At 39.7% G+C, this 16,870-nt stretch carries 13 protein-coding genes and 1 pseudogene; 5 read left to right on the top strand and 9 right to left on the bottom strand.

The window, feature by feature from the left end:
• Positions 1-99: 99 nt before the first annotated feature.
• A complete protein-coding gene (locus V7L12_RS08520; RefSeq protein WP_335083838.1) occupies positions 100-1,827 on the bottom strand; it encodes an Rqc2 family fibronectin-binding protein in 1,728 nt (575 codons plus the stop codon).
• Between the two features lie 592 nt (positions 1,828-2,419).
• Positions 2,420-3,655, bottom strand: a pseudogene (locus V7L12_RS08515) (glycosyltransferase family 4 protein); the annotation flags it as partial.
• A 918-nt stretch (positions 3,656-4,573) separates the two neighbouring features.
• On the opposite strand from V7L12_RS08515, the gene V7L12_RS08510 reads away from it, so the two are divergent.
• Positions 4,574-4,741: a hypothetical protein gene (locus V7L12_RS08510; protein ID WP_335083836.1), complete on the top strand. Its 168-nt coding sequence runs from the start codon at positions 4,574-4,576 to the stop codon at positions 4,739-4,741.
• A 167-nt stretch (positions 4,742-4,908) separates the two neighbouring features.
• Here the strand turns inward: V7L12_RS08510 and V7L12_RS08505 are convergent, their stop codons facing one another.
• The 4 genes from V7L12_RS08505 to recQ all read right to left on the bottom strand — a co-directional run bounded on the left by V7L12_RS08505 (position 4,909) and on the right by recQ (position 9,502).
• Complete coding sequence (locus tag V7L12_RS08505; RefSeq protein WP_335083834.1) at positions 4,909-6,099, bottom strand: MFS transporter; 1,191 nt, start codon at positions 6,097-6,099, stop codon at positions 4,909-4,911.
• A 12-nt stretch (positions 6,100-6,111) separates the two neighbouring features.
• On the bottom strand, positions 6,112-6,684 hold the full coding sequence (locus V7L12_RS08500) for a Uma2 family endonuclease (RefSeq protein ID WP_292722106.1): 573 nt from the start codon (positions 6,682-6,684) through the stop codon (positions 6,112-6,114).
• A 63-nt stretch (positions 6,685-6,747) separates the two neighbouring features.
• On the bottom strand, positions 6,748-7,296 hold the full coding sequence (locus tag V7L12_RS08495; protein ID WP_335083832.1) for a hypothetical protein: 549 nt from the start codon (positions 7,294-7,296) through the stop codon (positions 6,748-6,750).
• Between the two features lie 49 nt (positions 7,297-7,345).
• Positions 7,346-9,502 (bottom strand): DNA helicase RecQ, encoded by a 2,157-nt coding sequence (gene recQ, locus V7L12_RS08490; RefSeq protein ID WP_335083830.1) that lies wholly within the window; start codon positions 9,500-9,502, stop codon positions 7,346-7,348.
• 220 nt (positions 9,503-9,722) lie between these two features.
• On the opposite strand from recQ, the gene V7L12_RS08485 reads away from it, so the two are divergent.
• From V7L12_RS08485 to V7L12_RS08470, 4 genes are all read left to right on the top strand, one after another.
• Positions 9,723-9,935: a type II toxin-antitoxin system HicB family antitoxin gene (locus V7L12_RS08485; RefSeq protein ID WP_335083828.1), complete on the top strand. Its 213-nt coding sequence runs from the start codon at positions 9,723-9,725 to the stop codon at positions 9,933-9,935.
• A gap of 68 nt (positions 9,936-10,003) precedes the next feature.
• Positions 10,004-10,312: a helix-turn-helix domain-containing protein gene (locus tag V7L12_RS08480; protein WP_335083826.1), complete on the top strand. Its 309-nt coding sequence runs from the start codon at positions 10,004-10,006 to the stop codon at positions 10,310-10,312.
• Between the two features lie 155 nt (positions 10,313-10,467).
• A complete protein-coding gene (locus V7L12_RS08475) occupies positions 10,468-10,704 on the top strand; it encodes a type II toxin-antitoxin system HicB family antitoxin (protein ID WP_335083824.1) in 237 nt (78 codons plus the stop codon).
• The gene (locus tag V7L12_RS08470; RefSeq protein WP_335083822.1) at positions 10,701-10,931 is read left to right on the top strand and encodes a type II toxin-antitoxin system HicA family toxin; all 231 of its coding nucleotides are present in this window, start codon (positions 10,701-10,703) and stop codon (positions 10,929-10,931) included. The genes V7L12_RS08475 and V7L12_RS08470 overlap by 4 nt, the downstream gene beginning before the upstream one ends.
• Before the next feature lie 708 nt (positions 10,932-11,639).
• Here the strand turns inward: V7L12_RS08470 and V7L12_RS08465 are convergent.
• The 3 genes from V7L12_RS08465 to V7L12_RS08455 form a co-directional block, all read right to left on the bottom strand.
• On the bottom strand, positions 11,640-13,481 hold the full coding sequence (locus V7L12_RS08465; protein WP_335083820.1) for an eCIS core domain-containing protein: 1,842 nt from the start codon (positions 13,479-13,481) through the stop codon (positions 11,640-11,642).
• Positions 13,482-13,659: 178 nt separating this feature from the next.
• Positions 13,660-15,222: an AAA-like domain-containing protein gene (locus V7L12_RS08460; RefSeq protein WP_335083818.1), complete on the bottom strand. Its 1,563-nt coding sequence runs from the start codon at positions 15,220-15,222 to the stop codon at positions 13,660-13,662.
• A 139-nt stretch (positions 15,223-15,361) separates the two neighbouring features.
• Positions 15,362-16,768, bottom strand: coding sequence for an AAA-like domain-containing protein (locus tag V7L12_RS08455; RefSeq protein WP_335083816.1), 1,407 nt, complete (start codon positions 16,766-16,768; stop codon positions 15,362-15,364).
• Positions 16,769-16,870 lie beyond the last annotated feature (102 nt).

The raw sequence follows: 16,870 nt of genomic DNA, 5'->3' as shown, positions 1-16,870 counted from the left end.
ATGTTGGCTCTTGGCAAAGTAGTAGTGGGGAGTAGGCAAATGAGGGGCATCAGGGAGCAGAGGAGCAGAGAGAAATGCCCAATGCCCAATGCCCAATGACTAATGACTAATGACTATTTGTGGTTTTCCCCAGAGGATGGTTTCTTGCTTATAAATGGCAATTCCCGGTTTTGCGCCTTTGGGTTTGTAGACGTGTTTTAGCTGAGTGTAAACTACTGGCACTTGCTCACTCTGACGGGCACGACTGTAATATGCAGCAAGATTAGCTACAAATTGCAAATCAGCTTCTTCTGTAACAGCACCCGGTTCTAGACGTAGTAGCACATGACTCCCTGGAATTTCTTGAGCGTGGAACCATAAGTCATAATCCCCAGCTACACGAAAGGTTAATTGGTCATTTTGGCGATTGTTACGACCGATTAATACTTCAAAGCCATTGGGAGTAAGGTAACGATGAAAATTGGTGCTGGGGGGTTCATTGGCACTGCGGCTACGATATTCTGGATCTTCTAGATATTTTTGTCCAATCAACTCTTCGCGGATTTCTTCTAAAGCTCGCAAATCTTCTGCTGTTTGATAGTTATCTATTTGGCCGATCGCAGCTTCTACTTGTTCTAAATACTCAATTTCTGTCTGCACTTCCAATAGTAGCGGTTCCACAGCAGCACGAGCGCGTTTCAGCTTTTGGTGCTGTTTGTAAAGACTTTGGGCATTTTGGACAGCATTTTTATCTGGCAACAGAGCGATCGCTATTGGCAAATTTGTCTCAAAATCAGCAAGGATAATTTCTTTCATCCCCGGTTCCCAATTTTGCAAGTGAGCCATCAATAAATCAGCTTTTTGCCGATAATCATCGGCTCGATCTGATTGCTGCAAGCGCGTCTTAAAGGTTTGAGCTTTATTCCGTAATTTCGCCAGAATATTATTCAATTTCTGACTCAACTGATGACGCAATTGGGAAAATAACTGTTGATCAATCTGATTACTATAATAGCGGTTGAGCAATTCCTGGATATTTTTGACCTTTTCAACTTCACCCCAACCCATTACGGTGTAACCATCTTTTGTCCAAGCGGGTTGAAATTTACTAGAATCCAAGGCTTGCAGCCATTCTTGCCAACGCTCAAACAGCCGTCGCCAGTCGTCGGAGTTAAGAGTATCGGTGGATGTTTCTGGTGCGATATTTGCTTCTAGCAGCATTAACTCCAGTAGTGCAGCACTCAAGCCACTATAACTTTTGAGCAATTGCCGCTTGATTGCTCCTGGTACTAAACTTACCCGTTCTTGCCAACGTTCTTGAGATTCATTCAAGTAGGGGACAGTTCCAGTTAGTTTCGGTGGTGTTTCATAAGGTTGTCCGGTTTGGATGGGACGGACACTAGATTGTTGCTGACTGACTTGATGGGCGGCGGTGATAATTATATTATTAGCGTCGGTGAGAATGACGTTGCTATACTTGCCCATGATTTCTGCATAGACATGATATAGGGCGCTTTCTCCAGGACGACGGGCAAATTGCAAATCAATAACACGCTCCCAAGGAGCGATCGCTTTGATCGCCACCAGTGCTAAACCACCCAATTGGTGTATTAATTGTTGGCTAAAGGTAAAGGTATCTGGCGATCGCGGTGGCGGATCGCCGATACAAATATGTGCAGCTTGGGGATGCCAAGAAATCTGTAGCCAATCTCGCTGTTCTAGGGTGCGTAATGCCATCGCAATCGTGTAGCGATCGCGCTGGTAAACCTGTTCTAAGCGTGATGGTAGCCAGTTAGCGCGGATTTCGCTACAAGCAGCTGTGAGAGTGGTAAAGTCAACTGGTTGCAAAGCGATTACTTGTTAACATTCTAATGGTAGCGATCGCTATGCTTTTATTTTTGTTTAGTTAAAGCATAACTGACCTCAACTATCATAACGGTTACTTGGTTTAGTGATAGCTGCGAATAAAAAAACACAGAAATTATCATCAGATAAGTTCTGCGTTTAAGTGATAAGTTAGTTTTTTATACAGTTTGTTTTTGGTGTTGAGTTTTCCAAGCTCAGGCGATCGCTGCCAAAGTTGAAGAAGTATTCAAAATTCAGAATTCAGGAGTCAGAATTACTCTCGTGGGAGACTTAAACCTGTTGATTCAGACGCTAGCGGACTCGTTAACGCTGCACTATCCACCAGTTTCACAGAATTCAATTCTAAATTCTGGCTTCTGACTCCTGAGTTCTAATTTTGTTAAACCCAAAATATTATCCGAGTTACTTACTCACCATTATCTTTTAAGCAAAAGCCTTACTCAGCAACCAAAACTGGTTTTTTTGCTGCTGATTGCACTAGTTCTGTGGTTGAGTGTACTAGTTCTTTTGCTTTTGATTGCACTAGTTCGGCAGTTGAGTGTACTAGTTCTTTTGCTGTTGACGCTACTGGTTGTGGCTGCAACAGTTGGGTGTAAAGTTCACTCAGTTGATGTGCGACACCATCCCAGCTAAACTTAGTTTCGACGCGCTTTCTACCAGCTTTACCCAATTCATCTCGCCATTCTGGACTTAAGAGAATTCGGTCAATAGCAGAAGCAAAAGCATCTACATCTTGCGGTGCAGCTAATAAACCAGTTTCTTCACTAACTACAGTAAACTGAAGTCCGCCGACATCACTTGCTACCACTGGTGTACCGCTTGCCATCGCTTCGATCGCCACTAGTCCAAAGGGTTCGTAGTGACTGGGAACAACGCAAACATCGGCAGCGGCGTAATAAGTTGGTAAAACATCTTGACTGAGACGACCAGCAAAGGTGGTAAAGTCGCTCATTCCCAATTCGTTGACGATTTGCTCAATGCGATCGCGCTCAATTCCGTCACTGTTACCTGGAGTACTACCACCACCAATAATTAGCTGAAGATTGTTGGAATCGCGTAACCCAGACTGGTTTACTGCCCGCACCAAGGTTTCTATACCTTTGCGTTGGTCAAAACGCCCTACATACACTACAACTTTAGCTTCTTTGTCAATTCCCAATTCCGCCCTAGCTGCTTCTCGTGCAATGGAGCCGAAGCGCTGAATATCTGTACCACAGGGAATAATGTCGATATTACCTTTTGTAGAAACTAGCGATCGCATGTGTTCCTGTTCTTGCGGACTCGTCGCTACAATTCGATCTGCATTTTCCAACACCCGTTTTTCCACTGCTAATCGCTGACTAGCAATCAAAGGAATATTTTCTATAGTGTTATACTTTACTGCTCCTAAGGAGTGGTAGGTGTGAACCTGTTTACTCTTTTGGATTTTATTTAACTGCATCCCCACCCAACTAGAGAGCCAATAATTAGTGTGAACCAATTCGTATGTAATTTCGTTTTTTACTTGAAATTTGAGGAAATTATCTACAAATTCTGGCAAATATTCAAAAAGATCATCTCGCGGCACAAACTCAAGGGGGCCAGCTTTTAAACGAATAGTTCGACAATTGTTGCTATGTTCAACTATCGAGTCTTGCTCCAGACTCACTTTGCGGGTAAACATATCAACTTGCCATCCTAGTTGCGCTAGTGCTTCACCTACGTGGCGCACATAAACATTTTGTCCCCCAGCTTCTTCTTTCCCTATTTCAATCGCTGGGTCTCCGTGGACGGAAATCAAGGCGATACGTTTTTCGGTGGTAGAGTTCATAGTTTGTGTGTTGCTGATTTTAACAAAGTTTTAGGCTGTTCCATGCACGTGTATAACACACTTGCCTGAATTGTTTAGGAACTTTGATTATTATTAATTTTAATTTACTATATCTAATTTCTTTTTACATCCTCTGTCAGAAGTAGACTGTTTAGGTTAAATACAAATATTTAGTTTCTTTAGATATAGGAAATTGTTATATTTATATCTCATACTTTTGATAGATAAAATTGTATTTTTCATTATTTTTTAGCTCTAATTTCATAGATATGGCAATAGATATGGCAATTTTAATTTGCTCTATATCTAAAGACTCAGATCGCGAATTCTGTGAGGATACAGCTAGCGAATAGGGGGTAAGACCCCCTAAAACATCTCAGAGCAAGAAGTCAGGAAATATAAAAAGTAGAGGCATGACACTGCATCCAAAGAATCAAGGGGAAATAGCAAGAACCATTGGTGTCAATTTAACCTAAAACCCTTTTCAAATCTCGTTTCCAGTCTCAGACTGGAAACGAGACAATCTAAAAGCTAGTTATAGGATGGCTTTCACGTTAAGTTGACACCAATGGCAAGATGCCCATCCCACAAAATTAGCAAAATCACCCCGCAAATATGCAACGCCAGATTTTGCTGTCCTATTCCCATCTGGGTGCGGACAATCAGCAATATCTCTAGGTAAGCTGGGATTATAAATAGGTTTGGCTTGTGACGAACGCCGTTACGCTACGCGATAACATCTCTTACATATACTTGATTTTTGAAAAAATCAAATCTGATTGCTCTAGGATAAAAATATATTTATTTAGCTTATATTCACTAAAAGAAATCTAAATTCTGTTTTTAAGCAATTCTACTGATTTTGCTTCAAACTAAAAATATAGTCATCACCAATTTTCAAACGGAGAAGATTAATACATGAGTTGGATAGATGGTATATTTTTGACGCTGTTAAATACTGTTGCCTGCCTAGCACTGCCTAAGCTGCTATCTGTAATTCTGCCTGTAAAAAACCAAAACACTGAGCCTTCAAAATCTGCTATTACATCACAAGATTCCAACTCAGAAATTCCCAGTTTTTCTTAATGTAAACTGATTATCTGTAGATATCGCCTTGATGAGGAGAAAACTTAGTTATTGGTGCAAGGCGATATCTGAACCATAAGTTATACACATCTTGTTTTGGGAAAAGAATGAGTGTGCTAACTTCGACCTTCTACTTTTTGTTATTTTAATCAAAAACGAGAGTTTAATTATTTATTGGTTCTTGCTGTAATTATTTTAGGTCTGACGATAATAAAAAATGCCAGCAAAGTAAAAACTAACATTTGCCAGGTAACTAAATTCCAGCCACCAAGATCCCAGCATAATAGACCAATACTAGTACCTACAGCACCGCCAATAAAATAAATAGTCATGTAAACTGTGTTGATGCGACTATTCGATTGAGCATCAAGAGTGTATATCCTTGCGACATTGGTGACTTGGACTGCCTGTACACCTACATCTACTAACAATACAGCAACAGCGATCGCGAGCGCAGAATGAGAAGCAATTTTAGCAATTACTAAACTTGCAATCACCATCGATACAGCAATAGTTAAAGAACGTTGGGAGTTACCTCGATCGGCTAGTTTACCAAAAACTGGTGCCATCAATGCACCTGCGATCGCTACAAAGCCATACATCCCAATTGCGTCAGATTGAAAATGAAAAGGCGGCCCGCTTAAATGGAAAGTTAGCGTTGTCCAAAATGAGCAAAAGACACCAAACAATAACCCGCTAATTAAAGACGCTTCTCTTAATAATGAAAAACGTTTTAATTGCTGGATTGTTGAGCTTAATAATTCTAAATAATAACCATTAAATTCATTTTTTACATTAGGTAAATATATATTTAGTAAAACAATAACAATTAAAATCATTACTGCCGAAAATCCATATACATAACGCCAACTCAACCATTCAGCAATATATCCACTAAAAACCCTTGCTCCTAAAATCCCAATCAATATACCAGTAAAAATGTTGCCTACGGTTTGACCTGTAGTTACTCTATCTATACTTGCTGCTAAAGGAAGAATAATTTGAGCGGAGACTGTCGCAATCCCAATTGCTACGCTCAATATCCAAACTTGGACGATGTTTTGTGAAAACGTCATGGCTATCAACAAACAGAACAAACATCCCAGTAAGCAAAGAATTAATTTTTTCTTGTTGATTTTATCGCCCAAGGGGATTAAAAAGAAAAGCCCCAAACCGTAACCAACTTGCGTCAGCACAGAGATGCTACCTGCTTCGCCTTCACTGACTCCAAAAGATGATGCAATATCTTTGAGGATTGGCTGATTATAATAAACGTTAGCAACACAGACACCAGCTGCGATCGCCATAATCACTACCTGGATTTTAGTTAATCCGTTACTTGAGATTTGTTTTTCCATTAAATCTAAAATTTATACAGGAAAAAAATGGTTTACAGTACAGCTAAAACCAGGCAATAGCGGAGAACTTATATTATCACTACTAAATAAGGTTGCTAGCAAGTTAAGTTGACTTTGTTCGCGCCGACAGACCTCTAGTTTACGCGATCGCCAATCAACAATCCAATATTCTTTTACTCCTCTAGTAGAATAAAGTTTAAGTTTTGCTTCTTTATCTCGTCTTTGGTCTTCGTTGCTAAGAGACAAAACTTCGACTACTAAATCTGGTGCGCCAGTTAAATGTCCCGCTTCATCCAATGTTAGCGCCAAGGTTTCTTTAGTAGCCCAAACTACATCAGGAATCACATTATCTGATTCTGAAAACAAAACGCCGGGATTGATTACAGCTTCTTCTAAACCAGTAGACTCTGACCAAACATCAAGTTGTCGAAAAATCTTGCCACAAGTTTGCTGATGTTTAAAGTGAGGTGCCCTGGTCATAAATAATTCTCCATCAACTATCTCGTAGCGCGTCCCTTCATTTTCTGCGAAGAGTTCCACATCCTGAGTTGTCCAGCGTACTCCTGTATTAAGCATCTGACTCATTGCCTAACTCCTTTAATCTAGCTTTTGTATTTTAATCATAAGATTTAAGTTTAGCTTCCTTATCTAGTTTTTCAAAAAATAAATATATGAGTAAATAGTAAGACTTAAACAAAATGCACCAAATAAAACGCAAAACCAACCACCTAATATAAGTGGGTTAGAATTGTCTTGAGTGAGCGTCAGAACTTTCTGTTGAGAATCGTTTAGAAAGACATTAATTTTGTCAGCAAGTTTTTGTGCTGATGGTTGCCAGAAGGAAGGTTGAGAAATGCGATAGTCTTCCCCATTCTTAATAACAGGGTTGACATAATATCGGTTCTCTCCACCATCATGAATTGCCTTAACTTCTACGCCCATCCACAAATCTAATTCAGAATAGATTTTTACAGAGGACTCCCACCAATCTCGATTAGTCAACTGACAATTGATGTGTTTTGGTGTTCGCTCACAACAGAAAGTTGTAATCTTCTCTGGTGCAGATATTAACTTGACTCCAAATGCAATAAGCGAAACACAAAAAAGCAAATATATAAAGTTGAAGCAGTGTATTGATTTTGGCATATTTGAGAGTTTTGATTTATTTGTCTCGTTATTTTCTTGATTGTCATTCATAACAAAAAAAGAATTTTTTTGTTTTGGATTATTTGTCCTCAGCAAATTATCACTTGCGATTTTCGCGCCGCCACTTACTCCGTACTAAACGAATTTCATCAAAACTGTAACTTTCACCTAGTTGTTCTTTGATGGGAGTGAGGGAAATATCGCCGAGTACTTCTAAAACTTGCCAAATTTTTTGTTGATGTTCTAAAGTTACTAATTGATTTAAATCAACTGGCTGATTTTTCTCAATTAGTTTTTCTAGATGATTGCTAACTGTTGCCGGACTAAGGTTGCGTTTTTGGGCAATTTGAGGAATATTTAAACCTTGTTGATGCAATTGTAATGTGTGCAATTCGGTATAAGAAGCTGAGTTGGGAGATGATACGGAAGTAACTGATTTATTTTGCAAACCTTTTTCTTGGCGGTAGGCGCGAATTTCTGTAATGAACTTTTCGCCATATTGAGCGAGTTTGTGACTACCTACACCAGAAAGTTTGGCAAATTCAGCTAAATTTTGGGGTTGTACCTGTACCATCAATTTTAAAGTGGAATCGTGGAAGATAACGTAAGGTGGTACAGATTGCTCATCAGCTAATCGTTTACGTAGCGATCGCAACTTCTGTAATAATATTTCTGCAACTTCTGCCTTTTCACTCCCCTGTTCCCAAGTAATCTTTTGAACTGTGGTTACAGCTAGCGAAACTGTGCGTTGTTTTCGCATTACTTGCCAACTTAAGGCATTTAGTTTTAAAACTGAGTAACCATCGCTAGTTTGTTCTATTAACCCCTGATGTAAAAGCGATCGCCCCAACATTCGCCATTCATCTAGAGTTCTATCTTTACCAATACCGTAGGTAGAAAGTTTATCATGTTCATACTGGATAATTTTGTCTTTTTTTGCCCCCCGCAACACATCAATTATGTGTAGCATCCCAAACCTTTCTTTGCAACGCGCCACACAAGATAAAAACTTCATGGCTTCAATTGTCCAATCTTGCATTGGTTTGGGATGACGACAATTGTCACAGTTACCGCAATTTCCAGGAAACCTTTCTCCAAAATAACCTAGTTGAATCGTTCGCCGACAATCAGTGCCTTCAGCGTAATCGATCATCTGCCGCAATTGTTGTTTGGCAATCAACTGTTCTTGAGGGTCAGTTTTTTGATCAATACTCCATTCAATTGTTTTAACATCACCAAAGCTGAAAAATATTGTACACCGAGATGGTTCTCCGTCTCTACCGGCTCTACCCGATTCTTGATAATAACTTTCTATATTTCTGGGCAGATCAAAGTGAACTACCAACCGCACATCGGGTTTATTAATCCCCATCCCAAAGGCGATTGTTGCCACCATTGCCCGGACATCATCTCGAATAAATCGCGTTTGATTACTACTACGTTCCTCATCACTTAATCCGGCATGATAAGACAGAGCAACAACTTTATCATTTTGGAGTTTAAACGTGAGTTCATCAACTTTTTTACGAGTTAAACAATAAATAATTGTCGAACCTTCAGTTTCTCGAATTAGTTCTAACAATTCAGCGTAAGCATATTTAGTTTTAGGACATACTTCGTAATAAAGATTTTCACGGTTAAAACTGGCAAGATGAATGCTAGGTTGCTTTAGTCCTAGTTGTTGAATGATATCACTACGAACGCGATCGGTTGCTGTAGCGGTGAGGGCGACTGTAGGGACATCAGGATAGCGTTTCCGCAGAGATTTCAACTGACGATATTCTGGACGAAAATCGTGTCCCCATTCCGAAACACAGTGCGCTTCATCAATAGCAAAGCTAGAAATACCGATTTTTTCTTTAACTAAATCGAGAAACGGGAGAAACCTTTCACTGAGGAGACGTTCCGGGGCGACGTAGAGTAATTTTACTTTACCGCTGAGGATGGCTTCTTCCCGCGATCGCACTTTGTAAGCATTCAAACTGCTATTGAGAAATGTCGCATTAATATTATTATTTCGCAGTGCTTCTACTTGGTCTTGCATCAAAGCAATCAACGGCGACACCACCACCGTTAGTCCATTTTTTAACAATGCTGGTAGCTGAAAACATAGAGATTTCCCCCCGCCAGTCGGCATCACAACCATTAAATCTCGATTTTGCAGCGCATCTTCGATAATTTGCCGTTGTCCGGGGCGAAATTGGTCGTAACCGAAGTGATATTTTAGCGCTTGTTCGAGATGGGGATACTGAAGCATAGCGATCGCTTTTTCGGGGGCTGTCTGCGTGAGTAGTGATTGAAGATATCAGGATTTTAACTCACATCATCGGCAGCTTTGGTCAGACCTGCGTTTCTGTTGGCGATCGCAATTGTCTTAACAGAACTTCTCTTACCTCAGCTTTCACAGCGCTGCTTTCACTTAGCTGGTACTGGCGGTAATCGTGAGAGAATGGAGTAATAATCTTGGGCAGCTAATCATGAAGCGAGAATTTAATGTGATTATCGACCGGGATACAGATGGCTACTTTGTCGCTTCGGTTCCTAATCTTGCTGGGTGTCATACGCAAGCTAAATCTTTAGATGAGTTGATAGAACGTATCCGAGAAGCTATCGCACTCTGTTTGGAATTTGAGGATGAACAGGATTCATTGGATTTTCTGGGCGTCAACAAACTTATACTGACTTACTGATTCAGTATCAGCCTAAGCCAATCAAAACAGAACAGGAGTATAACAGAGCCTTAACAGCAGTAGAGGGGATGATGTCTGGCGAGTTGACAGAGGCTGAAACTGCACTTTTTGAGTTGTTGGTTCTTCTAATTGAAAATTACGAAGAACGTCATTATTCGATGGGTGAATCAAAACCTGTCGCTACTTTGGAATCCCTTATGCATGAGTTTGATGTGCAGCCAACTTCTTTAGTCGGGGTTTTTGGCACTGTTGAGATTGTTAGGGAAGTGGTTAATGGTCAACGGAAAGTTAGCCAATCTCAAGCTGAGTCCCTAGCTAAGTTTTTTAATGACCATTATTCTGGGCTTTCCCTAACGGCTCTTGACTTTGGACAGTGATAAAATTGAAGATTAAACTGTCGCTACAAGATCAGGCGGTCGCACTTCCCAAAATCATCGGCGTTCGCACTGCTTTTACCAACATAACCTAAAAGCCTTTATTATGAAATCAGTCTAAGTTAAAAGTAGGTAGATCACAAACAAGTTGAAAATATATGGACAACAATAAACAAATTTACAATTACACAGTTCTTCTCGAAAAAGAATCAGATGGAGGTTATCACGCTTTTTGTCCTATTCTAAAAGGTTGTCATTCTCAAGGAGATTCTTTTGAAGAGGCCATCAAGAATATTACAGAAGCTATTGAATTATATATTGAAAGTTTAAGGGCTGATAATCAGTTAATTCCTAGAGATGATTTAATTGTTAAGCCTTTAAGCATCTTGGCATGAGTAATTTTCCCAGTGTCAAAGCTAAAGAATTTATCAAAGTCATCGAAAATTTAGGTTTTTATCTTGACCGTCAAAAGGGGAGTCATGCTATTTACAAGGATAGTCATGGACAAAGGGTTGTTGTTCCTATTCATTCGGGAAAAGACCTAAAACAAGGGACTTTAATGGGTCTGATTCAGGATATTGGTATTGATAAGGAAACTTTCTTTGAGTTATTGGGAAAATAAATTAGGTGTAATTTTATTGTTTGATGTCGGTACTAAACCCAACCTACAAGATCGGCGATCGCACGCTCATCAACCTTCATGCTAGCAGCGATCGCTTTTATTGTTTGACTCTCGCGAGCAGATAGGCGATTGCACTTAAAATATCAGGCGATCGCACGCTGATCAACCTTCATGCTAGGAGCGATCGCTTTTATTGTTTGACTTTTGCTATCAGATAGGCGATCGCATTTGGAATATAAGGCGATCGCACGCTGATCAACCTTCGTGCTAGGAGCGATCGCTTTTTCGGGGGCTGTCTGCGTGAGTAGTTATGAAGATATCAGGATTTTAACTCACATCATCGGCAGCTTTGGTCAGACCTGCGTTTCTGTTGGCGATGTCTACGACGGGTTATTCGGCGTCGCACGCTCATCAACTTACAATACATGAGTGATCGCTTTTATTATTTGACTCTCGCTATCAGATAGGCGATCGCACTTGCAAGATCAGGCGATGTCTACGACGGGCTATTCGGCGTCGCACGCTCATCAATCATCACACATAAGCATCGTTTTTAGATCAGGTTTAATTAGCAAATAATGGTGCGATCGCACGCTCATCAACCAACATATTGAGCGATCGCTTTTATTATTTGACTCTCGCTATCACATAGGCGATCACACTTGGAAGATCAGGCGATCGCAAACCAGTTTGTTTTTCGCACGGATGTTATTTGTTGGGTTTGCTTTGGTTTGCCTTTTTATTTATGTCTGTTACTTCATTCATCTTTTTGTCTAATGCTTTCTGATCCTCACTTGGCAATTTAAAGTATAAACGATTGATTTTTTTATAGATATCGTCGTCAATTTTTTCTTCGTTTAACACCTGGTCGATTAAATTAACTAGAGCCATTTTTTCTTGCTCATCTCTGTTTAAATTTTTGTCATTACTGTCCAGACCTTTATATAATTCCTCATAAATAGGTTTGATTTCTTCTAATATTTTTTTGTATTTGTCCTTATTCGTGCTTATTTTGTTGTAATGCTCATTTACTTTCTCAAAAGCATCTTCTATATGTCTTTTTTCTGGCAAATTTTTCTTCTCACCATTTTTCAGTTCTGTATTAGCTTCCTTAATTTCTTCCACATAAGCTTCAAATTCTCTTTTATCATGGTCAAGTTTCTCTTCTTTAACTTTGTTTTGCTGTACATGTTTTACCTCATGTTTAATTGTAGAAAGTAAGTTGCCAATAGTGTTAGACTCTACCCATTCCTTAATCCATGTCTCGTGAATATAGATGATGCTTTGTTGATTTTCTCCTGGAACCGTAACTCCATGAGGAATACCGCGAGGTTTTTCCTCTTTTTCTGGAATGACAGAATTATAATTACTAGTTGCTAAAATGCTGAAACCATTTACATCTATATTTGCTAATTCAGCTGCTAACTTAAGCGCGTGATTAAAATTCTTTTCTCTGACAAGCCTATCAATTTCTCTAGGTTTATCATCTTCAGGACTTGCAAAATCTCCAAAATCATCTTCAGGACTTGCAAAATCTCCAAAATCATCTTCAGGACTTGCAAAATCTCCAAAATCATCTTTATGATCTGTATTCATTCGTTGTAAAACACTTCTTTGTTTAAACATTTGTAACTGCCCCCCATTCTGCTGCACCACATGAGTCAACTCATGCGCCAATAACTCCTGCCCCCCTCGACTCCCTGGCTCATACGCCCTCTGCCGAAAGAACACATCCTGCCCCGTCGTAAACGCCTTCGCCTGTATCGACCGATTCAACTGGTCAGCCTGAGTATCAGTGTGAACCTTCACCCTACTGAAATCAGCCCCAAATCCTTGCTCCATCGGTTCACGGATATTCTTTGCCAATGGCTGTCCCCCACCCCGTGCCTGATTGATGGATGCTTCCAAATCTTGTGTTGCTGCCATACCACCGTCTGACACACGCTGCATCATCGGCTTCATTTGCAATTCATCTTCTTGATCAGGCAATGACTCGCGCTGTATGTTGCGCTCTGGTTTCATTTGCAATTCATCCTCTTCATCAGGCAATGACTCGCGCTGAAGTTTCTCACTGTGTGGCTGATGAATCCGTTGCACAACCTGACGTGCTGTTTCGTCAGCTTCCTGCTCATACTTATCTCCAGGCTCTCCAATTGTCAGCTTTGCCTGAATTGGTATATCTGGTCTTCTTAGTGGAATATTGGCAAAGGTATGACCAAATCGAGTTGCGTGTTCCAGTCGAGAATTCAATAATCCATCCATCTTGGCTTGCAACACAGTCAGCCGTTCCTGCCCCTCTGGCGTAATCTTGCCATATTTGGCTTGTAATTCCAGTCCCGTTGCCTCAAACTTCTGTTCTGCAAAGGCAACATCTTCTATATCCGTTTCTGTCACTGGTGCAACCGATGCTTTTTGAATTTGGCTGCCAAACGGTCTGTACGCCAATTTAGGGTTTTGTTCTGCTGCTTGGGAATTGCTATTAATGGATGAGGGAGTCTTTGACAATCTTTTATTGTGCATTGTTTTTACAAGTTCTTTATTTGCAGTCAACCTGACATTCAGTTTTCGGTCTACTGACATTGGTTAATATCTTTATCAAAAAAATACATATACTGCATCGAATTATTTGTTTGCTAAAAAACCTATTCATCTCTCTTCAGATAGAGATTACTGTTCCCAGAATGTAACTTTTAATTAATTACGCAAAAATTAAAATCGAAAATTCGCCTCAGCATCCACCTAACCGAGAATTTGCAGTTAATGTTTTGCCCTGATGCCCTATCTGGGTACATTTTCTCTGTGATTCTAAAGCATCAATCTTTCGTAAAAGCGACATTCCCCACACTATAGAAATCACCAACTTAATCGTCATGCCCACAAGCAAAAGTGTCACTATTGTGGCATTTTTCTTTTGTTGAGCCAGCCTTTTTTGTTCTTCTGCAAGTCGTGCTTCGACTTCTTGAGCGCGTTCAGCCTCTAATGCCTGTTGTGCTTCTCGCCGATCTAATTCTTCACTAGCAGCTAAAAATCGATAATCTAAGTTGCTCAAGCTTTTACCATTTGCCCAAGTTTGGGCATCTATCAACGCTTGTCCACGCAATAGGCGAGATTTATCTTTTTCTTCTAAGGCTACCCATGCATTGAAGTTTTCGTAGTAAGGACGCAAGTAAGCTAGTTTTTTTCCAACCCATTCTAAATTGAAAACTTCTTGATAAATTCGGTTTTTTATTTGGAGAAAACCTTGTTTTTTGATTACCAAGCCAGACAGCAATAATTCTACCTGTTCTCGACTATCATCGGCTGGTACTTTCACTCCTTGGAGAATTTGTTGATAAATTCCTAGCAATCTGGCGGCAAATTTTTCGTTTCTGAGGATGCGATCGCGAATTGTCCGCAGATGCTCCGGTTCATCTTGTGATTCCCATTTCTCAATCATCTGCGATCGCACCACATTTTCTATCCAAAATTCTTCTGTACCAGGAGGAATTTTGAGGTTTCTACCCATATCATCTTGAGATAAATTTACAAGCAAACGACACAGTTTTTGAGTAAGAAATGGTTGCCCTTCTGTCCAAGCTAATACTTCTTTCAAAACTTTCTGAGGATGATTGTCTTTAATATCTAGTCCTAAGGAAAGTGGTTGAGCTTCTTCAAAAGTGAAACCATTTACTTGTATGGTTTTACCAAGATTAAAGGGGGTAATATTATTTCGATATATAATTAAGTCTGAAGGTGTAGCAACCCCAAAAATTGCAAATGTAATCCGATGATACTCTGGATTAATTGCTCGTTGGTTATAACAAAACCGAATCAAGCTAAAAAAGTCATCAACCGAGAAATCGAGGCCGAGTATACTATCAACTTCATCAATAAAAATAAATAGCTTTTCATTAGGAAACTGAGCTAACAAAACTTCCGAAATAAACCGACTGACTTTCTGAATCAAGGAAAGATCGTTTTGTTCTTGCCACCAGGTTTTTAAATTGACTTTTCCTAATAGTTTAAAACTCAACCATAAGTCACCAACAATTCCTTTATACCACTGCTCTGGAGTTATATTTTCACACCCAATATTAGTCATATCAACAGTGGCACATCTAAAGCCCTCTTTTTGCAAGCGGTGCTTTGTTTTTACCATAAGTGAGGATTTACCCATTTGCCTACAGCTTAGGATGTAGCAAAATTCACCCTGTTTCAATGCTTCGTAAAGTTCCACATCCGCTCTGCGCTCAACATAGCTAGGAGCATCATTAGTAAGAGTACCACCAACTTGGTATCGATAATTTTTCATTTAATTAATTTTTAATTTTAAATTTTTTCTATATTTCAATCAAGAAATTTGTCTTGCTACAGTTGATAAAATTCCTATAAGCTCGATGAGAAATTAGGTTTATAGTAAAAACATTAGTGCTTACTATGATCTCTCAAAATTAGCTTGGAAATTTACTAGAAGTATTAGCACTATTTTGCTTTTCAAACTGTTGACTAAAATAAAGACGATACAACTCACACATGGCACTAGCTTGATTGCCGTTTAGTTGAACTAAACCCATACTTTCTAGTTTGTAAGCAGCGATCGCATCTAACTCTACTTTTTGAACTGTTGCAATTACCTGTTGCATAGCTGACATTAATTCTGGTTCTTCTTGCAGTAGTGTCAACAGTTCTCGTAAATGCTGACCATAAATTCCTACTGGTGTAGATGCAGTTTCTAATAACACCTCCAGCGTCATTTCTCCCTGACATAGATGATAAAATGCAAGGCTCACCAGATAGGGATGTCCTCCTACCATTGCTTGTAGGGGTACAAGGCGTTTTGTCCCTTCCGAGTTTCCTGCCCAATCTAGTCCGTAACGTAATGCTAAATTCTGTACCTCCTTAAGGGTAAATGGTGGCAGTGTAATTGTTATCCCTACATTGAAAGGCGATTGGTTGAGCTTAAGCGGAATATAAATTTCTGTTGTGTGAACCACTACCATCCGCAATTTTTGCCAAGTCTGATCTTGCTTTGCTTGTTCATGCCAAAATCGCAGCATTGGCAGAAAGTCTTGGGCAATATTGGGATGTTCAAAAATCCGATGGACTTCATTCAAAGCCAAAACTACAGGACTATCATCAATGTATTGCAACAGATAAGCTTCAAAATAGATTTTGCAGCTTACCTTGCTACCCATTTCCATATCCCAAAAATCATCTAGACAAGGAAGGAGATTTAACTGCCTACTAACATTCACACAAAACCAACGCAAAAATTTATCCAGGGAAGCAAAAACGTCTTGGTCAGCTTCTTGAAAGTCCAAATAGACAATTTGATAATCTTGCTCTCTAGCATAAGCAATCATCCGATTGAGCAGGGAACTTTTTCCCATCTTTCTAGGTGCTTTGAGCCTGATTAAGCAACCAGGGTGTAAAATCTCATTACAAACAAGTTCTTCCAAGGAAGGGCGATTGATGTAAAGAGGAGAACCTAGTGCTACAGGGCCGCTAGGAAATTCTATCTTGCTTGCTAAAAAAAAGTCTGAAGAAATCATTTCTAAGCTAAATTCTTCACCGAACTTTTGTTGGATCTGATTTTCCTGATTACCTATCTCGTCTTGCAAGTGGTTATTCAAGGCTAAATGCAGATTTTTTTTCGTTATTCTTTTTCCAAGTGCTATAGAAAGGTCTTGCCACAACTCAGAACCAACTTCCTTGATGTAATTGTTGCCGTAGCCTGATACCTCTGCCATTTCACTGTAAGTTTTGCCTAACCACGATTGATAAAGCACAAACCACTGAATTGAATCGAGAGGCTTGTCTTGGAGAATTTTTTTTACAGATTGTAGAAGCTTATCCACAGTGTATAAATTGTTAAACAGCTAGGCAATTTACTTATAGCGGTTCTCGGTTGGGTGAGGTATAATAACCCCACTCCAACCACCTCCCCCCAAGCGAGAAGG

The organism is Nostoc sp., from assembly GCF_036918245.1.
Lineage (GTDB): Bacteria > Cyanobacteriota > Cyanobacteriia > Cyanobacteriales > Nostocaceae > Nostoc.
The sequence above is the reverse complement of the archived record's forward strand: the minus strand, read 5'-3'. Positions and strand labels throughout refer to the sequence as shown.